The sequence below is a fragment of the Vibrio sp. 10N.261.46.A3 genome, from assembly GCF_041472995.1.
GTDB classification, from domain to species: Bacteria; Pseudomonadota; Gammaproteobacteria; order Enterobacterales; family Vibrionaceae; genus Vibrio; species Vibrio coralliirubri.
Genome location: NZ_JBFRRH010000037.1, coordinates 12,370 through 30,852 on the forward strand (window position 1 = coordinate 12,370; position 18,483 = coordinate 30,852).

At 43.0% G+C, this 18,483-nt stretch carries 17 protein-coding genes; 7 read left to right on the top strand and 10 right to left on the bottom strand.

Annotated elements, in window-relative coordinates; translation table 11 throughout:
• Positions 1 to 26: 26 nt before the first annotated feature.
• Complete coding sequence (locus tag AB4484_RS10405) at positions 27 to 1,052, bottom strand: DMT family transporter (protein ID WP_372077948.1); 1,026 nt, start codon at positions 1,050 to 1,052, stop codon at positions 27 to 29.
• 91 nt (positions 1,053 to 1,143) lie between these two features.
• On the opposite strand from AB4484_RS10405, the gene AB4484_RS10410 reads away from it, so the two are divergent.
• Together AB4484_RS10410 and AB4484_RS10415 are read left to right on the top strand one after the other, a co-directional pair.
• Complete coding sequence (locus AB4484_RS10410; RefSeq protein ID WP_372077950.1) at positions 1,144 to 2,091, top strand: LysR substrate-binding domain-containing protein; 948 nt, start codon at positions 1,144 to 1,146, stop codon at positions 2,089 to 2,091.
• Positions 2,092 to 2,127: 36 nt separating this feature from the next.
• Complete coding sequence (locus AB4484_RS10415; RefSeq protein ID WP_004730185.1) at positions 2,128 to 2,448, top strand: heavy metal-binding domain-containing protein; 321 nt, start codon at positions 2,128 to 2,130, stop codon at positions 2,446 to 2,448.
• A gap of 107 nt (positions 2,449 to 2,555) precedes the next feature.
• Here AB4484_RS10415 and AB4484_RS10420 read toward each other — a convergent pair whose 3' ends face one another.
• Both AB4484_RS10420 and AB4484_RS10425 read right to left on the bottom strand, forming a co-directional pair.
• Entirely contained in the window at positions 2,556 to 3,812 is a 1,257-nt protein-coding gene (locus AB4484_RS10420; RefSeq protein ID WP_372077952.1) for a peptidoglycan DD-metalloendopeptidase family protein, read from the bottom strand.
• A 161-nt stretch (positions 3,813 to 3,973) separates the two neighbouring features.
• The gene (locus AB4484_RS10425; protein WP_050621682.1) at positions 3,974 to 4,813 is read right to left on the bottom strand and encodes a tetratricopeptide repeat protein; all 840 of its coding nucleotides are present in this window, start codon (positions 4,811 to 4,813) and stop codon (positions 3,974 to 3,976) included.
• Positions 4,814 to 5,089: 276 nt separating this feature from the next.
• Here AB4484_RS10425 and AB4484_RS10430 point away from each other — a divergent pair, with 276 nt between their 5' ends.
• A complete protein-coding gene (locus AB4484_RS10430) occupies positions 5,090 to 5,605 on the top strand; it encodes a cytochrome b (protein ID WP_082151303.1) in 516 nt (171 codons plus the stop codon).
• A gap of 77 nt (positions 5,606 to 5,682) precedes the next feature.
• Here AB4484_RS10430 and AB4484_RS10435 read toward each other — a convergent pair whose 3' ends face one another.
• The 5 genes from AB4484_RS10435 to AB4484_RS10455 form a co-directional block, all read right to left on the bottom strand.
• Positions 5,683 to 6,117, bottom strand: coding sequence for a hypothetical protein (locus AB4484_RS10435; RefSeq protein ID WP_048616918.1), 435 nt, complete (start codon positions 6,115 to 6,117; stop codon positions 5,683 to 5,685).
• Positions 6,118 to 6,233: 116 nt separating this feature from the next.
• Entirely contained in the window at positions 6,234 to 6,500 is a 267-nt protein-coding gene (locus AB4484_RS10440; protein ID WP_372077955.1) for a hypothetical protein, read from the bottom strand.
• Positions 6,501 to 6,733: 233 nt separating this feature from the next.
• On the bottom strand, positions 6,734 to 8,518 hold the full coding sequence (locus AB4484_RS10445) for an ABC transporter ATP-binding protein (RefSeq protein ID WP_372077957.1): 1,785 nt from the start codon (positions 8,516 to 8,518) through the stop codon (positions 6,734 to 6,736).
• The gene (locus AB4484_RS10450; protein WP_050649223.1) at positions 8,512 to 10,275 is read right to left on the bottom strand and encodes an ABC transporter ATP-binding protein; all 1,764 of its coding nucleotides are present in this window, start codon (positions 10,273 to 10,275) and stop codon (positions 8,512 to 8,514) included. Before AB4484_RS10450 ends, AB4484_RS10445 begins: the two co-directional genes overlap by 7 nt.
• 232 nt (positions 10,276 to 10,507) lie before the next feature.
• Positions 10,508 to 11,026 carry an NUDIX hydrolase gene (locus AB4484_RS10455; protein ID WP_017059522.1) on the bottom strand — a complete coding sequence of 173 codons (519 nt, stop codon included), beginning with the start codon at positions 11,024 to 11,026 and terminating at the stop codon, positions 10,508 to 10,510.
• Between the two features lie 302 nt (positions 11,027 to 11,328).
• Here AB4484_RS10455 and AB4484_RS10460 point away from each other — a divergent pair, with 302 nt between their 5' ends.
• Together AB4484_RS10460 and AB4484_RS10465 are read left to right on the top strand one after the other, a co-directional pair.
• Positions 11,329 to 11,583, top strand: coding sequence for a DUF333 domain-containing protein (locus tag AB4484_RS10460; protein WP_017079683.1), 255 nt, complete (start codon positions 11,329 to 11,331; stop codon positions 11,581 to 11,583).
• 211 nt (positions 11,584 to 11,794) lie between these two features.
• A complete protein-coding gene (locus tag AB4484_RS10465; RefSeq protein WP_048616924.1) occupies positions 11,795 to 12,472 on the top strand; it encodes a hypothetical protein in 678 nt (225 codons plus the stop codon).
• Positions 12,473 to 12,476: 4 nt separating this feature from the next.
• Here AB4484_RS10465 and AB4484_RS10470 read toward each other — a convergent pair whose 3' ends face one another.
• Positions 12,477 to 13,355 carry a YdcF family protein gene (locus tag AB4484_RS10470; protein ID WP_372077959.1) on the bottom strand — a complete coding sequence of 293 codons (879 nt, stop codon included), beginning with the start codon at positions 13,353 to 13,355 and terminating at the stop codon, positions 12,477 to 12,479.
• Positions 13,356 to 13,711: 356 nt separating this feature from the next.
• On the opposite strand from AB4484_RS10470, the gene AB4484_RS10475 reads away from it, so the two are divergent.
• Together AB4484_RS10475 and AB4484_RS10480 are read left to right on the top strand one after the other, a co-directional pair.
• The gene (locus AB4484_RS10475) at positions 13,712 to 15,070 is read left to right on the top strand and encodes an L-serine ammonia-lyase (protein ID WP_372077961.1); all 1,359 of its coding nucleotides are present in this window, start codon (positions 13,712 to 13,714) and stop codon (positions 15,068 to 15,070) included.
• A 33-nt stretch (positions 15,071 to 15,103) separates the two neighbouring features.
• Positions 15,104 to 16,912 carry a recombinase family protein gene (locus AB4484_RS10480; RefSeq protein ID WP_222717102.1) on the top strand — a complete coding sequence of 603 codons (1,809 nt, stop codon included), beginning with the start codon at positions 15,104 to 15,106 and terminating at the stop codon, positions 16,910 to 16,912.
• A gap of 42 nt (positions 16,913 to 16,954) precedes the next feature.
• Here AB4484_RS10480 and AB4484_RS10485 read toward each other — a convergent pair whose 3' ends face one another.
• Positions 16,955 to 18,337 (bottom strand): zincin-like metallopeptidase domain-containing protein, encoded by a 1,383-nt coding sequence (locus AB4484_RS10485; RefSeq protein WP_222717101.1) that lies wholly within the window; start codon positions 18,335 to 18,337, stop codon positions 16,955 to 16,957.
• Positions 18,338 to 18,483: the final 146 nt, after the last annotated feature.

Genomic DNA, 18,483 nt, shown 5'->3' on the forward strand with positions numbered 1-18,483 from the left:
TCAGAGGATAAGCCATAGATCAATGGTTAGCTTTTAGCTGCCGAGTCCAATACCGCAACGTCCACTACAGTCGCTACAGCCACTGTGGTGTGCGGTTTCTGGTTGGCTTTCGTCTTGCTGTGTCTTTTCGCTAGTAGCGTGTTAGTGATGCTCGCCACGACAATCAGGTTAATACCAATCATCTGCTGAGTAGAAAACACATCATCAAAGAACAAGCCCTGCCAAAGTGCGCTAAACAGCATGTTAGTAAAAATCAGTGGTGCCAACTGGGAACCGCTGTCTGCCAGCTTATACGCCTTAGAACGGAAGATTTGGGTATTTATAGTAAACAATGCAAGACCAAGTGCTCCGAGAGCAATCCAGCGTAAATCATCAAAAGACAGCAACGCCGACACGAAGCCTTTCTCTGCACTTTCAAGTACATCAGGCACCGCAGAAACAGAAGTAAACACCACCATTGGTATCACAATAATTGCCGCAACTAAAAAGGTCCACGCGTTAAGCTCTGCCGGAGTCAGGCTGGTTTTAGACGCTCGGTACAAGCTCACTTGCGAGCCAGAATTAAATACCCCCGCGAGAAGCCCAAACAGAAGCGCAGGTCTAAAGAACTCCGAACCCAACTCAAACTGCGACCAATCCCCTGCCATCATCACTACGCCAACAAAGGTGACAGCTAAACACACGATCGTCGTTGTATGAATCTTGGTTCTAAATATTAACTTTTCTAACAATGGAATAAACAGAGGACCAGTACTGAACAACACGACCCCTTCAACAAGCGTTAAGGTTTGCAGTGAAGTAAGGAAACACCACTGACACGCCACCATAAAGATCGCCCGCATCACCAAAGGTTTCCACATTTCTCGTGTCGGCTTGCTGATTTTGTAAAAGGTCAGAAAAAGAAATAAGAACAGACTGGGTAACAAAAAACGCACGAAACTGAGTAACGAAGTGGGCATCACTTCAGATAGATACTTGGCCATCAAGCCGCTTAATGACAAACTGAACGTCGACAACAACATGAAAGTCGTCGCCTTGGTAATATCAGACATAATTATCACCTCCTATGACATCTATTTTAGAGGCGTGACGTAATGAAAAATAGCGAGTAATATTAACCATAACTGTAAGGAAAACTTACCAATGAAAAAACTCGTTCCGCTTAAATCCGTTTACGCTTTCATTGCTGTCGCTGAGACTGGCAGCATGACCGACGCCGCTCGGGTGCTGTACGTCAGTCACTCTGCGGTAAGCCAAGCGATCAAGTCGTTAGAACAACTGGTCAACAAGCCTCTGTTTCAACGAGTCGGTCGTCGTGTTGTTCTTAATGCCGCCGGTAAGCGATATTATCGAAAAGTCGCGCCCGCGCTTGAGCAAGTGATAGAGGCGACCGAAGAGCTTGCCAGAACGCCTAACGATCACCGCATTACCCTCAACATGGTCAATTCGCTCGCGATGCACTGGTGGATCCCACGAGTTCCCGACTTCCAAGCGTTCGCTCCCTCACTTGATATCCGTATTTCGACGCTGACTGGCCCTTTCGATATTGAACAGGAAGGGGTTGATGTTGCGCTTGTACATGGCAAACCCAACGAGTGGGAGCAATATTACAGCGAGAAACTGGGCGACGATGATCTGGTCTTGGTGTGCAGCCCTACTCTATTAAAAAACCAGACCGGATTGAGCGTCGAGCAACTCGTCAAACAAAACCCGACCATTGGCGTTTTTAACCCCAGGCGACAACACGACTGGCAAGTGTGGTGCGACAATTACCAAATCCCAATGCCCACATTCCATAGCAATCTGACATTCGATGTCTCCATTCAAGCGGTGCAAGCTGCAATTCGTTCATTAGGCGTATTAGTAACGCATCGCTTGTTTGTAAAAGATGACATCAGCCATGGGATGCTTGTCGAACTGGGTAACCCGGTTGCTAACCCGCACCAAGATTTTTACTTTGTTTGCCCGAAAAACAAATTAAAACAAGAAAGTGTGCTAAAACTGAGAACATGGTTAAGACATGAATTCACACGCTCAGAGACAGCACTTAACGATGACATTCAAGAGCAAGACCAAACTATCAATCAATAAGCGAGTGACAGCTCAGCAAGCTTACAAGAGGCCATTATGATTATTACCACCACACAATCAGTCGAAGGCAAGCGCATTGTCGATTACAAAGGGGTTATTGCCGGAGAAGCTATTCTAGGGGTGAACGTTTTCAAAGATATGTTTTCAGGAATTCGTGACTTTGTGGGTGGTCGCTCTGGCACCTACGAGAAAGAACTGGAAAAAGCACGTAACTACGCGTTCAAAGAGTTAGAACAGAAAGCGATTGAAGCGGGTGCAAACGCAGTGGTAGGCGTAGATATTGATTACGAAGTGCTTGGCACAGGTAATGGCATGTTAATGGTGTCTGCTAGTGGCACGGCGGTGGTGGTTGCTTAACTGAATCACTCGTTAAATCGTGTGATTACCTAGAAAAACGCCCCTTAGCTAAATCGCTAGCTAAGGGGTGTGATTATATTCGTTGGCCAATTTAGGCTTGAATATCTCTAACTCGCACGATCTGCTGGCTCAGAAATCATGGCATCAAAAGAGGCAATTCGAGCCAAAAACTCTTTTCTATCTTTAGGCATAATTGAGCTTGCCATTGGTAAGTTCGCCTTCATTGCATCGACGGCGCGACCACGAACCAATACCTCAAAGTGCAAGTGCGGGCCAGTAATACGACCAGTAGCACCCGATAGCGCAATTTTCTGACCTCGCTTAATTTGCTGACCTTTCTTAACTAAGAAGCGGCTCAAGTGAAGATAACGGGTCGTATATACGCTGTTGTGTTCAATAACCAAATATTTACCAGCATACGGGTGGTCACGAAGTGCCACCACACGACCATCACCAGTTGAGTAGATAGGTGAACCTACAGGTGTCGCAAAGTCGGTACCATTGTGCGGTGAGATTCGCCCAGTTACTGGGTGTCTTCGTGTCGGATTGAACGAAGAAGTGATTCTTCGGAATTTTCTGTCGACTGGGTATCTATCAAAGGCTTGCTCTAAACTATTTCCTTCTCTGTCATAAAAAAGACCATCTGGTGCGAGAAAAGCTGCGACTTCTCGGTTTCTTAATTGAATTGAGATACCTTGAATTTCTGTTTTGCCCGTTAGGTGATCATCCGTGTACTGCTCTTTGACCAATACATTAAAGCTGTCACCGGCTCTCAACTCACGAGCGAAGTTAACTTTATCTTTCAACGTGCGAGTAATATTGGCTATCTGAGCTGTCGTCAGCCCTGCTTTGTATGCCGATGTTGAAAAGCTACCGTGGACACTACCCGCATAGAGGTTTTCTTTCCATTCGCCTGGGATCTCGTGGAATTTATAGGTGAAGCTACCATCATCGTTTCGAGTAAAGGCAGCTTGCTCAACCAGACTCTCGTGATAAATCAGCTCCACAAGCTGTTTTGAGTCACTATCCAAAAGCAACTCTAGATGGTCACCAGGTTTTATTGTGTCGAGTTTCAAAGACTCCAGATCCGCTTCCATCACCTTTTGAACGGTTCCATAAGGCAGTTGCCATGACGAAAAGATGTTGCTTAGCGTATCGCCAACTTTCACAAAATAATGGACCTTAACCAAAGAGTTGGGAGTCGCTTGCGAGTCGATAGCTGCCTCATCACTAGGTTGAGAACCTTGATAAGGTGTTATTTTGATAGAGATTTCTGGTGCTGGTTCGGAGTGGAAAGAGAGCAAAGCAGCAAGGGAAAATGCGCTGATCGCAATAACGATCAGACCAATACGGAGGAACTTCATAAAATACTTAGCGGTTATAACGAGGAACTTAGAAAGTGTTATAACATAACAATTAGATCAAAAAAATAAATGAAATGTAAGAAACCGTAGTGCGATAGGTGTGAAAGTATGGTGAGCATGCAAAGCCCACCACCTTAGTTAACACGGATCTTTACTTCATATTACTCTTCACGAAGTGCTTCGAAGCGTTCTAAGCCTCGCAGCATCTCAAAGTCAGGTTCATCAGCCAATAGCTCTCGCATTGAACCACTGGCTTCGATAGAGCGCTCTAAGTCATCGATCGCTTGGCCTTCAGCACCTAACTTTGCGTAAGCACAAGCACGTTGGTACAAGGCGTGAGCGTTTTGATCGTCCACTTCTAACACGCGATTACATAAGCTCATCGCCCAGTGGTATTCCTGCATGTCCATTGCGGCATCAGCTTTGTAAGTTAGTGCTTCCAAATCACCCGGGCGGACTTTTAAGATCTCATCGTAGATTTCAATTTTTTGCTCGGCAGTTTGAACATTCTGAGCCCTCAACCACAAGTTGTGAATCTCATTGATGATTTCGATTTCTCGGTTGTTCTCTGAGATGATTCGAGTCTTGCGCTTAAGATCCCTTTCAAGAAGGTTAAACTTCTTCTCATAGTCTTGGGCAATGTCGTTGAGTCGTCGATCTGCCATCTCTTTGGTGGTGTGTTTCAACTCTTTGAGCGATTGCCAACCCACCAGTGCAATTAGGGAGGCAACACCGGCAATAATGTAGAAGAAGTAGGTTACGGTTACATTGGCGTAATTCAGAGACTTGTCTGCCACAGTCAGTTCCCGGTCAGTCATCTGAATGGTCAGGCGTCTTTCAAGATCCTGCTGTTCCATTCGAAGCTGCTTCAACTCATCCAAGATATAGCGTTCCATCAGCGGTCTATCCAAATACTCTTGTTCCGAGTACTTAACCTCTTCGCTTGCAAAACTCATCGTGCTGAACACCGAGATAACTGCAATCAATAAGATTCGAAGCATTATACATTCCTTATATATTTATCTTTAGACTAACTGTATCTCGTAATAGGCATACAAGCTAGGAAGTCGACAAGTTTGCTATGTCCATATTGGAATTAACACTCTAAAACATCATTGATAATTATAAAACACCTGAAGCAACATCATTAATTTCTAAATTATAAAAATACCGCGTAATACTGTTCTATATAATTAATTCGCGATGCGAATATACCGAGAATTGATTTATTGCATCGAGATGAATCTTATATTAATAACGATCAGAACGAGGTTAACTTGAATAATCCACGATACGATTTAGTAAGCCGTGTACTGCACTGGGTAATGGCTTCTGTAATCATCTATGCAACAATCGCAGGGTATGTGATGCACTATGTCACCAGTCATCCAGAGCTGTTTTCTTTTCTGTCAGTGCTCAACATGTCATTGGCGACCGTTGCGACACCATTGCTTGTGGTTCGTTATATCTGGAGCCACTTTCGCTCATCGCCAAGCATGCCAACTTCTGTGCCTGAAGGGCAAAAATGCGTTGCCAAGCTTGCACATTCCTTGATGTATCTTGTGATGTTTATGGTTTTCAGCACCGGCTACTTAATGCTAAAAGAACCGTACTCTTTATTTTGGTTAGTGAGCGTAAATAATCTAATTACCGACTCTGCAATCAACGGCTTCTTTTTCTATTTACATCGTGCCAGTTGTATTGCCCTAGCCTGTTTAATTGTGCTGCATATCAGTGCCGCACTTAAACATCACTTTGTCTCTAGGAACTATGTATTGAAGATGATGCTCTAGATTCAAAGAATTCAAGACGGTTTGCACAAACAAAAAAGCCATAGCATGTTCGCTATGGCTTTCTTATTTCAATTTGATTACTTAGTTTGAGTATCAAGCATCACTTGCCAGTATTCACACTTGGCCAAAAACTCTTTTAAATAAAGCTCTGGGTTAGCAAGCTTCTCACCGCCTTTAACATCAGCGCCAGTCACACGCCAAAACCCACGAGTGACCAAGTTTCGATGATAAATAAAATCGTTAAGTTCATTAGCCTTCAAAGGAAGTTGCTCGCCAAACGTATTTTCGTAGCGGCTCAGAGTCGAGGCTTGTTCACTTGGCTTCTCCCTTAAAAAGGTATCCAAATCCAAACCTAATGACTGTTGCTGCTCTTTTGATAGGGCTTTAGCTAATTTAGAGATCACACTGAACAGAGCCAACTCAACTTTTTGAGACGCTAATAACGATGCACCTAATAGCGCATGTTCGTTGGAAATGTGTTGTTCTGTTGATGAAACGGTTGCTGTTGTCACTGTGTTAACCTCAAATAATCATAACGGGTGTTACTGAACTGGATAGAGTCTTTTCACTAAGCTTAACCTTATTCTTGTTATTAAGAAGAATCTTGCAGCTAAGCAGAGCCTTTCGACTAAGCAGAATCTTTTAGCAGAACACGATCAGCATCAATAATGGTGAAGCCTGATGCACCTTCATTCTTTTCGACTTGCACTAAACCTTTAAAACCAATCTGCGACAGCTTCTTCGCAAGTTGATCTGGTGCTGTTTCAAAAACAACATTCATAAAAGGTAAAGACTCAGCATCAACAAAACCATGCTCGTTAAACAGTTCCATTGCTTGAGATAAATGGTCTGAGTCGGTTAATTCGATAATTTCTACAACTTCTTCCAACAACATTTTCGATTCCATATTCGCCAGAAAGTGACTGACACAAGCCGGTTCTTTTTGCTTGCATACATCCCGATGCCCGTAGACACCCCTTTAGTAGTAGGGAGATCATAACATATTAATAATCGAAAAATATGTTTAATTTCCCTAACCTATTGGGAATATTGGAAAACAATAGAAACTGATGAAGCATAGACAAGACCAATTCATCTTATCGAAAGCAACAGCCTGATTTGAGGTAATCAGGCTACCGTAGCTTGAGAATCGCCCGTTTCTACAATCGATTCTTGTAACAAGCCAGCATAAATACCATTGTGTGCCAACAGCTGTTGATGATTACCTTGCTCAACAATTTCACCCTTTTCCAACACCAAAATCGTATCTGAGTGACGAACGGTACTCAAACGGTGTGCAATCGCAATCACAGTTTTTTCCTTGAAAAGGCGCTGCATTGCTTTTTGAATCAGGTCTTCGGTGATTGAATCTACCGAACTGGTCGCTTCATCAAGCATCATCAATTGACCACCCTGTGCAACCGCTCTAGCGAACGAGATAAGCTGCGTTTGCCCTACAGACAAGTTGGATCCGTTCTTTTCCAAGTGGAAGTCATAACCTTGTGGCAATTGTTCAATAAACTTATCGGCATAAACATAGCGCGCAGCCTGTTCAACCTCAGGTCTAGATAGATACGTTTTACCCAGCGCGATATTGAATTGGATGGTCTCTTCAAATAAGTGCACGTCTTGCATCATCATTGAGAACAAATGAGCAGAGTCTTCGCTTGAGATCTGTGACAGCTCTATTCCATTCAACAAAATGCTGCCTTCATAATCTTGGTATGTTTTAGAGATCAGACGCAGAATCGTCGACTTGCCCGAACCCGTCGAACCCACAAGCGCGATTTGATGCCCTTTCTCCAATACAAACGAGACATTCTTTAGAACATATGGAGAGTCGTCTTTGTAACGGAAGCTCACGTTCTTAAACTCTAGGCTCACAAACTGTTCAAGCTGTTTCTCAACCTTGTTAGATGGCAGCAGGTTGCGCCCTTCCTCTTCAGTCGGCTCAACAAACAACTCTTCAATATGGTCAAACGCTGCAAATGAACTCTGAATCGAAGCGATCTGCGAAGTAAAGTCACGGATCGGAACAAACACTTTCTCTAATGTGTTGATGAACGCAATCAGCACACCCAAGGTGAGCGCCCCTTCTATCACTTGCTCAGAGCCATACCAGATCATAATCGCGATGGTGATAGAGGTGATGCCAGAGATAAACGAGAACAAAATCGCATCGTATTTATTGATCTTCTTCTGCGCTCTTAAAAACTCATCGGTATAACCTTGGTAGCGTTGCTCGACTTGCTCTTCCGCTCGGTACATCTGAACGGTTTTCATGCCAAATAAGACTTCTTGTAAAAAGCCAATACCGCGAGCCAGCGAAGAACGAGTCACCTTATAGAGAGCACGAAGTCGGTTTCTCACATACACCGTCAAATACATCACTGGTGGCATAATGATCAATACAATCATCGTTAACTGCCAATCAATGAAGAACATCATCACCAACAGAGCAATGGTATTGATGCTGTCTTTAACTAGCCCTACAACCGACTGAACAAACGTCTCGCCGATGGTTTCCAAGTCACTGGTTAATCGTGAGAGCGTTACCCCAATCGGTGTGTTATCAAAATAGCTGCGCGGCAGTTTGAGTACGCGAGCAAACAATACTGAGCGCATGTCAGTTATCGTGTATTGCCCGGTTTTACGCAGGTTGTACGAATAGGTGGTATCCACCACATAGCTCGCCACCAGCACAGCAACGAGATAGAAGACGTATTCGAGCAGTCCATCCATATCCCCGTGACTCAGGTGAACATCGATCACTTGAATGATCAGCCAAGGGAACAACAAGCTCGTGATGACAGAAAGAGGAAGCATAGCGATGCCAAGAATCGCAGAGCCTTTGTATTTCTTAGCAAACTTAAAAAAGTGCTTGAGGTACTTGAGATCAACACCTTTTAACATGCTGCTGCCTCCGTTTCATTCTGCTGTAGCTGCCATGTATCGTAATAGTAATCACAGGTTTTCAATAACGTGGCGTGGTCGCCCTTCGCGATCACTTTCCCTTCATTCAACACGATGACTTCATCCATATATTCAAGGGCATTAACGCGGTGTGAAACCACAAGAACCGATTGATTTTCTAAACGCTTAAACAGGCCTTCCAAGATCTTACGTTCTGTTTCATAGTCGACAGCCGATAGAACGTTATCCATGATGATCAGATCGGTGGGTTGTAATAAAGCACGCGCAATACTTAAGCGCTGCTTCTGACCACCTGACAGCATGATACCTTTCTCACCGACCAAGGTTTGATCGCCGTGTTCAAAACGCGTCACATCACTGGCCAACTGGCTGAGCTCTAACACTTCATCAACCTGACTCTTTGCCAAATCGGTATCTAGGCTACCAAAGCGGATATTGTCTTCGACGGTTGCTGAAAACAGGTAAGGGTCCTGAGTCACAGTTTTCACGTAACGGCGCAAGTCACTGCGTGAGAAGCTAGTGACATCTCTTTCACCAAGGAAAACAGAACCTTCTGGTACATCCAAGTGATGATTTAAGCAGTTCACTAACGTTGTTTTACCCGCTCCGATTCCACCTAGCACACCCACTTTCTTACCTGCTGGAATATCAAAGCTGATGTCATCGAGAATCACGCGTTCTTCACCTGAATAGCTGAAGCTGAGGTTGCGAACAGAAAACGTTTTTCCCTTCAGCGATTCAACATCTAACTCAGTCAGCTTATCTTCATCAAGCTCTGGGACTTTGGCATTAAGAATGGTTTGTGCACTTTGAATGCCCACCATGCCACGCTGATAAATGGTCGCAATTCTGCCAAGTTGCATCAATGGCATAGCGAGCAAAACTGAGTAAGTCAGAAAGGCGGTAATCTCACCAAGTGTGAGTTCCTGTCTCATTAACATGTAGCCACCAAGCCCAAGAATGATGATTTTCATCAGGTCATTGGCGTAGTCGAGTACCGGCATAAAGAAGACTTGAATGCGTGTAATTTTAAGGCGGCATTCAAGCAATAACTGGTTCAGCTTTTCAGTTTCGGCTTTCACCCAAGGTGACATCTGCTGGCTCTTAATCAAGTCAATCCCAGACAGGTAACTCATTAGTTGAGCAGACAGGTTTTGTAGACGCTTCATGTGCTCTAAATGCAGCGTTTTCATACGCTTGAAGCCCACACGGAAAATCACAAAAGCGATTGAGATAGGAATAATCGAATACAGTGTGAGTTCTGGCGATATGCGCCACATGTAAAGAGGCGTCAGCGACAATGCAAGCAACGCATTGAAGAACTGCAAGAAGCCGACACCAAACAGCAGTCGAATGCCACTAAGGTCATTGTTGATAATCGAGATCAGTCGACCCGAAGCAAAGCGTTCGTGAAAGCTGCTCGGTAAGCGATTCAGCTTTTGTAAAAGGGTACTTTTGAGTGCAGCCTCTGTAATTCGCCCCGGGTTAAGCGCATAAATACGAGATAAAATTCTCACCACCACCATGGCAACCGACATCCCGACTACAATCCAAACATAGGTTTGAAGTTGTTGATGGCCAGTTGAAGAGGCATCATCAATCAAATCTATCGCCAATTGGATATAGCGAGGGATCTCTACTTGTAACCAGTTGACGAGAAAGATGAACACAATCGCCAATAAGTACGATGTGCGATTCATGCGCAGATAATGGGCAATAAACTGTCTTTTATTCATAGTATTCTTTGTTTAGGGCAGGCTCACAGCGAGATTTAGCGATATAACCGGGCAGTTAAGCTAGATAGGTTCATCGCTGAGGTAAAGATACATCAAAAATACTTAGTTGACAATATCAACCATATTCGATAATTAGTTTCCGCTATTAAATTTTAGCATTGCTAGAAACAACTTTGCCGCCAAAAGTGGCGGCAAATAAATAGCTTAGCAGGCCTGGGGCTGTTGATAACGGCTAAAGCATCTCTTTGGCAATCAAATGCAGCAAAAAGGTTTCACGTTCAATACTCATGCCCTTCTTAGGGCTCTCTGCCATGGTCTTTTCGTTATGAGCGATCGCTTCATGGATATTCATCCACACCGGCTTCATCCCGTTTTTCACTTCATAATCTTCGTAAGCCGTTTCGCCAAGCTCACGATCAATCTTGCATGAGTAGCAGTAAGAAATCATGTGCATCATATCTGCATCGTCTTTGTACCAAGGACGAAACTCTTCAAAAATACCGAACGGCTTGATGCTATGGATATTCTTTGCGCCAGTCTCTTCTTCGAGTTCACGAACCATACCTGCGATCACATCTTCCCCTTCATCCAAACCACCACCAGGAATGGTGTAGTCGTGATAACGCTCTGTATACAGCATCAGAATGTCTTCACCATCTAATACAATGGCACGGGCAGCGTTGCGCTTATAGACCGTTTTATTGTCTAGATGGTCGATATCAGGGTGGATGGTTGTTTTTAGGTGTCTCATGATTCTGACTGCTCTACTGAATTTGGCGGCATCATATCATAATCATCAATAGATTCGAGGTTCACAACCGCTAACAAGAACTGATCGGACGGGGATATTCCAACGGTAACTTGAATCCACTTAGCTTGATCTAACACTCAAAAAATTGTTAAACATGAAGAAATATCAACCTATTTCAATATCTTGACTAAATTAGGACAACCTTTTCTGAAATCTAAAATATACTAATTTCATAGAGCTTCTCATTTGGTTCTGTAGAACTTAACGCATTCGATTATAGAGTTATCACGTAGGAGATAGACATGAAGAAAATTGGTTTGATGGCTGTATGTGCCGTTGTATTAGGCGGTTGTGCAAACGACTATGCAGAATATAGCGAAGGCCAACGTGTTTCAGTCGCTAACCCAGCAGCGGTTTATTGTGTTCAACAGGACGGTGAATTAGACACGGTTACTGAAAACAATCAGCGTACAACTTACTGTGTATTCGATGACGGCGAGCGCATTGAACAGTGGGAGTACTACCGCAATAACCATGAGCAAGAAACTGAAAAGTAATCACTTCTATTGCAAGTTTCCAATCTCAAAGCTTTAAAACCCTCCCCCTAAAAATTCAATTATGTTACGTAAACTGTCTGCCATAAGGCAGCGGTTTACCGTACACACACCCCAATTGAACACTGTTTTATTTCTAACATAGCTCTGACATTAGCCTAACCTAGACCGATAGAATGCCCGCCCGTTACAAAATTTTACACATAGAATTATTATGAAAAGCCAATCAAAAACGAAAGAACAAACTCAAATGTCATTTGAACTGCCTGAGTTCACCCTTTCTCAGTCGACATCTCAAGTGATCTACAAACGCTGCCAAACCGCTCTCGTTGTTTTAGCGATTGGTATTGTCGCAAATCTTGCGCTTCGAATTGATTTCGTATTGTTGAATGGCAATGTTGGTGAGGTTTCGGTGACTGAGATGCTGCAACAGTTACTGCTTATTATCGCGTCTGGATCTTTTGCTTATCTAGCGAGAGAGAAGCGTGAAGTTAAGCATGCAGCTATGCTCATCAGTGCATTTTTCGGTGTGATGTTTATTCGTGAAATGGACTTTTGGTTCGACAAGATTGTACATGGCGCTTGGGTTGTCCCTGCCCTATTAGTTGCTGGTAGCGCAATCTTCTATGCGATTAAAAATGGTAAACGAACCATTGATCAACTTGCGCTTATTCTCGCATCCCCACACATGAACTTGCTAGTAACTGGCGTGATGCTTCTTTTGGTGTTCTCTCGCCTATTTGGCATGGGCAGCTTCTGGCACAATGTTATGGGCGATGATTACGTTCGAGCGGTTAAAAACATCGCTGAAGAAGGCACTGAGCTTCTAGCTTACTGTCTGATTGCCTTTGCGAGCTTAAAGACCGTTATTGGCATCACTAGAAAGAAATAATCACCTATCGACACCAGCGATGTGTGTGATCCGATTCCGGATCTAAATAACGATTCAATAAAGTCAGGTTAGTATCTAGTAGAGCTAGGTATTCCCTGACTTTTTTTATATCGGTACCCACTGAAGTCTGCTGGATACAGCGCTCCAATACAGGGAGTAAACTCTCCACAATGTCAAAGTCAGATGAACGTCCGACGAGCTCCTTGGCAGTTATCAGTGCTTCCAAAGACTGTCTTTCTGGCTCTCGCCTTACTGAATCCAAATCTCGCTTAAACGCGCCCGCACAGACACCTTCAAGATAAACTCGGTAGGTCGTCAGTACGTCCATCAACAGAAACAATTGCCCTTGAGCACTTTGATGTGGGTATGGCACCGCAACATGTGCATCCAACCTGCGATCTATTTGCAGCTCCACCCCAAGTGCGGAACACTTCTCGATGAGAACTTTAAGCAAACCTTGCTCGTCCATGAGCGATTGAATCTCGAATATACGTTGTAAGTGGTAGTCATTAGAAACGAATGTCACCTGCACACTCTGCCCGCGAGTAAACAGCCCGCTTTTAATCATCTCTGAGGCCAAATTCTGTATGTTCTCGACAGTATTGGTCGAATGCTGCTCGAGTAAAATCGCCCCCAAGGAAAGCGGATGTTCACGCTTATTTTCAAGCTTCCTAAAATATTGGTGCATCGCATCGGCTTCAGACAGTATTTGCCCTTTTGTTACCCCGCCACAAAATGCTACCGCGGTTTGCTGATTCGACTCTTCTACCAAAGGCTCCGCCAGATACTCAACCAAAGCATCAACTCGACTGATTCCTTCATCAGTCAATTTATTCTCATTAAGTCGCTTACCCAGCACAATAAGGAGGTGATTAATGCTCATTTTATGTTCAAGTCTCGTTTTGGGGATTAGATGGAGTGAATTATGTATACAATACTTGTTAACAAAAGTATTTTGAAATTCTTATATGTTGCTCGCAATAATGCTCACTATTGATAGCGACATCTTAGGTAATACAAGAATAGACGTGTCGCTTTACAGCAAACATAGCACGCTCTTGTATTTCATCGCTCTATGCTTGTTAGCACTAGTCGATAAAAGAGCCCTTTCAATCAATGAATACGCTCAATCGAATAACTGTTTCAACCAAAGAACAGGTTCACTCAAAGAAGTGAAACTAACTAAATACAAATTTTACACAGAGTTCGTCCATCGAACCGTCTTCACAGGAAGTTACTATGCTGTCTATTTTTGATATCTACAAAATTGGGGTTGGGCCGTCCAGCTCGCACACAAATGGACCAATGATCGCTGGGTTTAACTTTACCCAAAAAATTGATGCTCAGCTTAAACAAGTGAAGCGTATTCAAATCGACTTATACGGCTCGTTATCATTGACGGGTATTGGTCACCACACAGACAGAGCAACTTTGTTAGGTTTGCTAGGTAACCGCCCCGATACCATTAAAATCACCAGTGCTAACCAAGCTATGCGCAAGGCGATTGAAGATAAATCTCTGTTGGTTGGCGGCAACCATGAAATTCATTTCGATGTAGAAAGCGACCTGCTCTTCCACAAAACCAACCTTCCGCTGCATGAAAATGGTATGACTATCTCTGCCTTTGACGAAAGCGGCAGTCTTCTGGATATGGAAACCTACTACTCGATTGGTGGTGGCTTTATCGCAACCGCTGATGAGCTACAAAACGGCAAACAAGAAGCAGAAACACAAGTTGAGTTCCCTTTCTCTTCTGCTGATCAGTTGCTTGAACTATCCGAACAACAAGGACTGAGCCTTGGTGGCTTAATTCTACGTAACGAAGTTTCATTCCAAGGTATGGATGTAATTGACCAGAAAGCCGACCAAATTTGGAAGGTGATGTCTCTGTGTATGCAGCGTGGCTTTGACACAGAAGGCATCCTTGATGGCGGTCTAGAAGTCACTCGTCGAGCACCTGCTCTGCTTAAAAAGCTGGAAGCAAATGCCTCGATTGAAAACGATCCAATGGAGATCATGGATTGGATTAACCTATTTGCTTTTGCTGTAAGTGAAGAAAACGCAGCGGGCGGTCAGGTTGTCACATCACCTACTAATGGTGCTGCCGGCGTTATTCCTGCGGTATTGATGTACTACCATCGTTTCATCAAAGAGCTAGATACTAAGCAGCTTAAAGACTTCTTGGCAGTCTCTGGCGCAATCGGCATCTTATACAAAACCAACGCTTCGATTTCTGGTGCAGAGGTAGGTTGTCAGGGTGAAGTCGGCGTATCTTCATCAATGGCTGCAGCAGGCCTAACTGCCCTACGTGGTGGTAGCAACGAACAGATTTGTATTGCAGCTGAGATCGCGATGGAACACTCATTGGGCATGACATGTGACCCGATCGGTGGCCTTGTACAAGTACCATGTATTGAACGAAATGCTATGGGCGCAATGAAAGCAATTAATGCATCGCGAATGGCGTTGAAACGCACCAGCAAGTGTCTTATTTCGTTAGACAAGGTTATCGAGACCATGTATCAAACAGGTAAAGACATGAACAAGAAGTACCGGGAAACTTCTCTAGGTGGCCTAGCCGTGATAAACATATGTTAATATCACTACTAAGTAAATCTTTATGGTAGTGGTATGAAAAAAGCATATTCTTACATTCGTTATTCTTCCCCTCAACAAGCAAGCGGCGATAGCTATCGCCGCCAACTGGCGGCTACACAAGCCTATTGTGATGCCAATGGTTACGAACTTGATACCGAGCTATCAATCTACAAAGAACTTGGTGTAAGTGGCTTTAAGGGCGACCAAGAGCATTTAAAGCAATTTATCAATGATTGCGAAACGGGAAAGGTTAAGAAAGGGAGTTTGCTTGTAGTCGAGAACCTTGATCGGCTTTCTCGACAAGCGATTAATGTCGCTATGCGACAATTTCTGAGTCTTCTCGAATACGTTGATATTTACACTTTACAAGACAAGAAACACTATTCGAACAATGACGGGCGAGATAGTGAAAATCAACTATTAGACATAATGACAAGCCTTATCATTATGTCGAGAGCGCACGAAGAAAGCCTTACAAAGCAAAAAAGACTAAAAGAAGCTTGGGCTAACCAACGAAAAAACGCTCATAAAATCAAGATGAGTGGTTGTTATCCGCATTGGTTGGTGAGATCTGATGATAAAACAGAGTTTTACGTCAAAGAAGACCGAGCACAAATCATCAAAGATATGCTTGATATGTGTATAAACGGACTTGGGGCAACGCAAATAGTCCGTTCTTTAAACAACAATATTGAAAAATATCCTCCACCATCTTCAAAAAAAGAGTTCTGGGTTAGGTCAACCGTAAAACGGTTGTTATCTGATAGAAGATTGTTAGGTGAGCACCAACTTTACAAAGGGCATCACGCCAAGCGTGAGCCTGTTGGAGACCCAATTAAAGACTATTTTCCACAAATCATTGATGAAAAAACGTTTGTTAATGCTCAAATTTCATTGAAATCACGAAAAATCGGAGCGGGAAAAGTAAAAGAAAACTCTTTTTCAAACATTTTCCGTGGTTTTTTACGTTGTGGTCATTGTGATTCACCTGTGGAATACGTCAACAAAGCCGCTAAACAAGTTTCTACGCTGTATTTAACGTGTAGTAATGCAAAACGTGGTGGCGACTGCAATCACTCCAAACACTATCGTTATTTACCGTTAGAACACATGTTAATTCATTTATCTACGGCTAATGGATTTATGCCAAAACCTGAAGAGCCAAACGATTTACAACAACAAATGGAGCTGACGATAATCAAGAGGGTGCGAGCAAACGAAAAGCTTTCTGTTCTGCTTGAAAAGGATTTTACCGCCCCTGTGATAATGGCAAAGATTGAAGAGTTAACGAGTGATGTAGGGAAATATGACGCTCAAATAAAAGAAGTTGAAGAAAAGCTTTTAACCATCAAACCTGATTATGAGTATGAAGATCTTTATCATGATGCGGTTTTAGAAGCGGATTCGGTGAAGAAATTTACGAACAGAACAATGTTTAATAGTTATCTAAACAAAAAAATTGATAGTGCCTATTTATACTCCATAGGCTTATTTCCATGTATGGCATTTAAAATGCACGATGGTAGCGTTCATACGCTTGTTTTAGACGAACGTTATAACTTTGGAGGTTGCACCCTACCGAATGAAAAAGATACGCTTATAAGACTCAACGGTGAAGGTTTAGAGCCTATTGATAAAATCATCTGGGAAATGATAGGGAATACCATTGATTTTGTTGGTAATATTGAGCATGAAAACGAAGAACTCTCCAAAATCTCTCGTAAAATCAGTCTCTTGCTTAGCAAGTTTATTATGGATAGTCAGAATCAAAAATTGCTCTCCGAGTTTAACAAAACTTTGAGCAACGCAATCAATTTAGTTAGCTCAGTAAAATCTGATTAGATTTGTGTTTCCCAAAGAAGACCGCATCAAGCGGTCTTTTTATTACATTGTCAATCGTCTCTTCGGCTGTTCCACGCTTAAACGCTCCATTTCGACCTTCTTTTTGTCTTCCTGTGTCAATTCATCTACCTTGCGAGAAAGTGGCTTAGAAGCGATGTTGTCGAGCTTATATCGGTAATTATTGTCGGTTACGAGTTCCAAACCATCCTCTATCTCACGCATACCAGTGATATGCTTTCCAATTAGTGGCGTAAATTGCTCATCAAACTCTGCTTCTTCCTTGAAATAGGCGTGTAATAAGTGCTGAGATTGGTCAGTTAAATCTAAACGTTGTGTCTGTTGCTCCAATTTCAGCGTGTAGCTTTTCACTTGTTCAGTGATGTAGTTCTGCGCTTCTTTGGCTTGTTTGCAGACCGATAACAATGCTTTCTTTTGATCAGCAAACTGCTGCGTCCAGCTTTCAAGATAAGCGGCATGGGAATTGAACGTTTCTAACCCTTGGTCAAGACACATAAATAGTGTTGCTGTCTCTGAAATTAGCTCTTCTTTCGAGTATGGCAGTGATCCAAACGGACTACCTAACTTTCTATCTAATCTGGATGGATGACCAGTGCTGTGGCAAATCTCATGAAGCAGTATGGCATACCGAGCCTTATCGCTTTTGAACTTATCTCTTGGCGGTATGACGATATGGTCTTCTTTGACGCTGTAATAAGCTCGGTCTTCGTCTTTCTCAATGACGGGAATACCCATCGCATCGATGATAAGTTTCGTTTTTTGGATAAAGGCATAGTCTTGCTCTTCTTCGCTCATGACTCGACTGGCTAACGCCTCTTGTTTGGCGAAATAAGGTTGTTCGTCAATGTACGACTGAGGCAGTAAGTTTTTGATTTTCTCTATCGGAAAAACACGATAACCACGCAGCCCACGCTTCGCTTCAAAGCCTTTGTCTTTCATTTCCTTGAAGCTCATACCCTTGGTCAGTGTTTCGAACTGAGCCTTGCTTATTTTCTCACCGTCCTTAGCGTAATTTTCCAGATATTTCACCACGACATTTTCAAGCTTTATGCCTTTCAATGGTTTGTCAGGGTCAAAGTCGTCAGATTTTTCGGGTAGTTGGTCTTTGTGCTTTTCAAGTAGTTCAGAGGCTTGCTTGAACGTGCTGTAAATCGGTACTTTAGTAGCGCTATTTTGCTGCGCTTCTAAAAGCATAACGATGTTAATTCCATTGTATTCATTGCCAAATATATTCAGAGGTAAAGCGCTTAAGTTAGAACGATAAAAACTCACTTCAACATCACTGTCAGAGCTTGGCTTCTCACCTTTTGGTTTGGAGAAAAAGTCGAATAGTCGGTCTAATACTTGGTCTTGCTGGCTTTTTTTGTTCTTAGTGCTGCCAGCGGCACTCGATTTGGATTTACTCATAAATAACTCCTTTTTTGATGAGCTTCTTTATGTGTTAGCACGCTTTTAAATATCTCCAATTTACTGAAATTATTGACGGTTGGTTTTTCTTTTAGGTATTAGTTTTTTGCTTGTTTGGGGGTTAGAAAAATGATCAGACTCTTGTG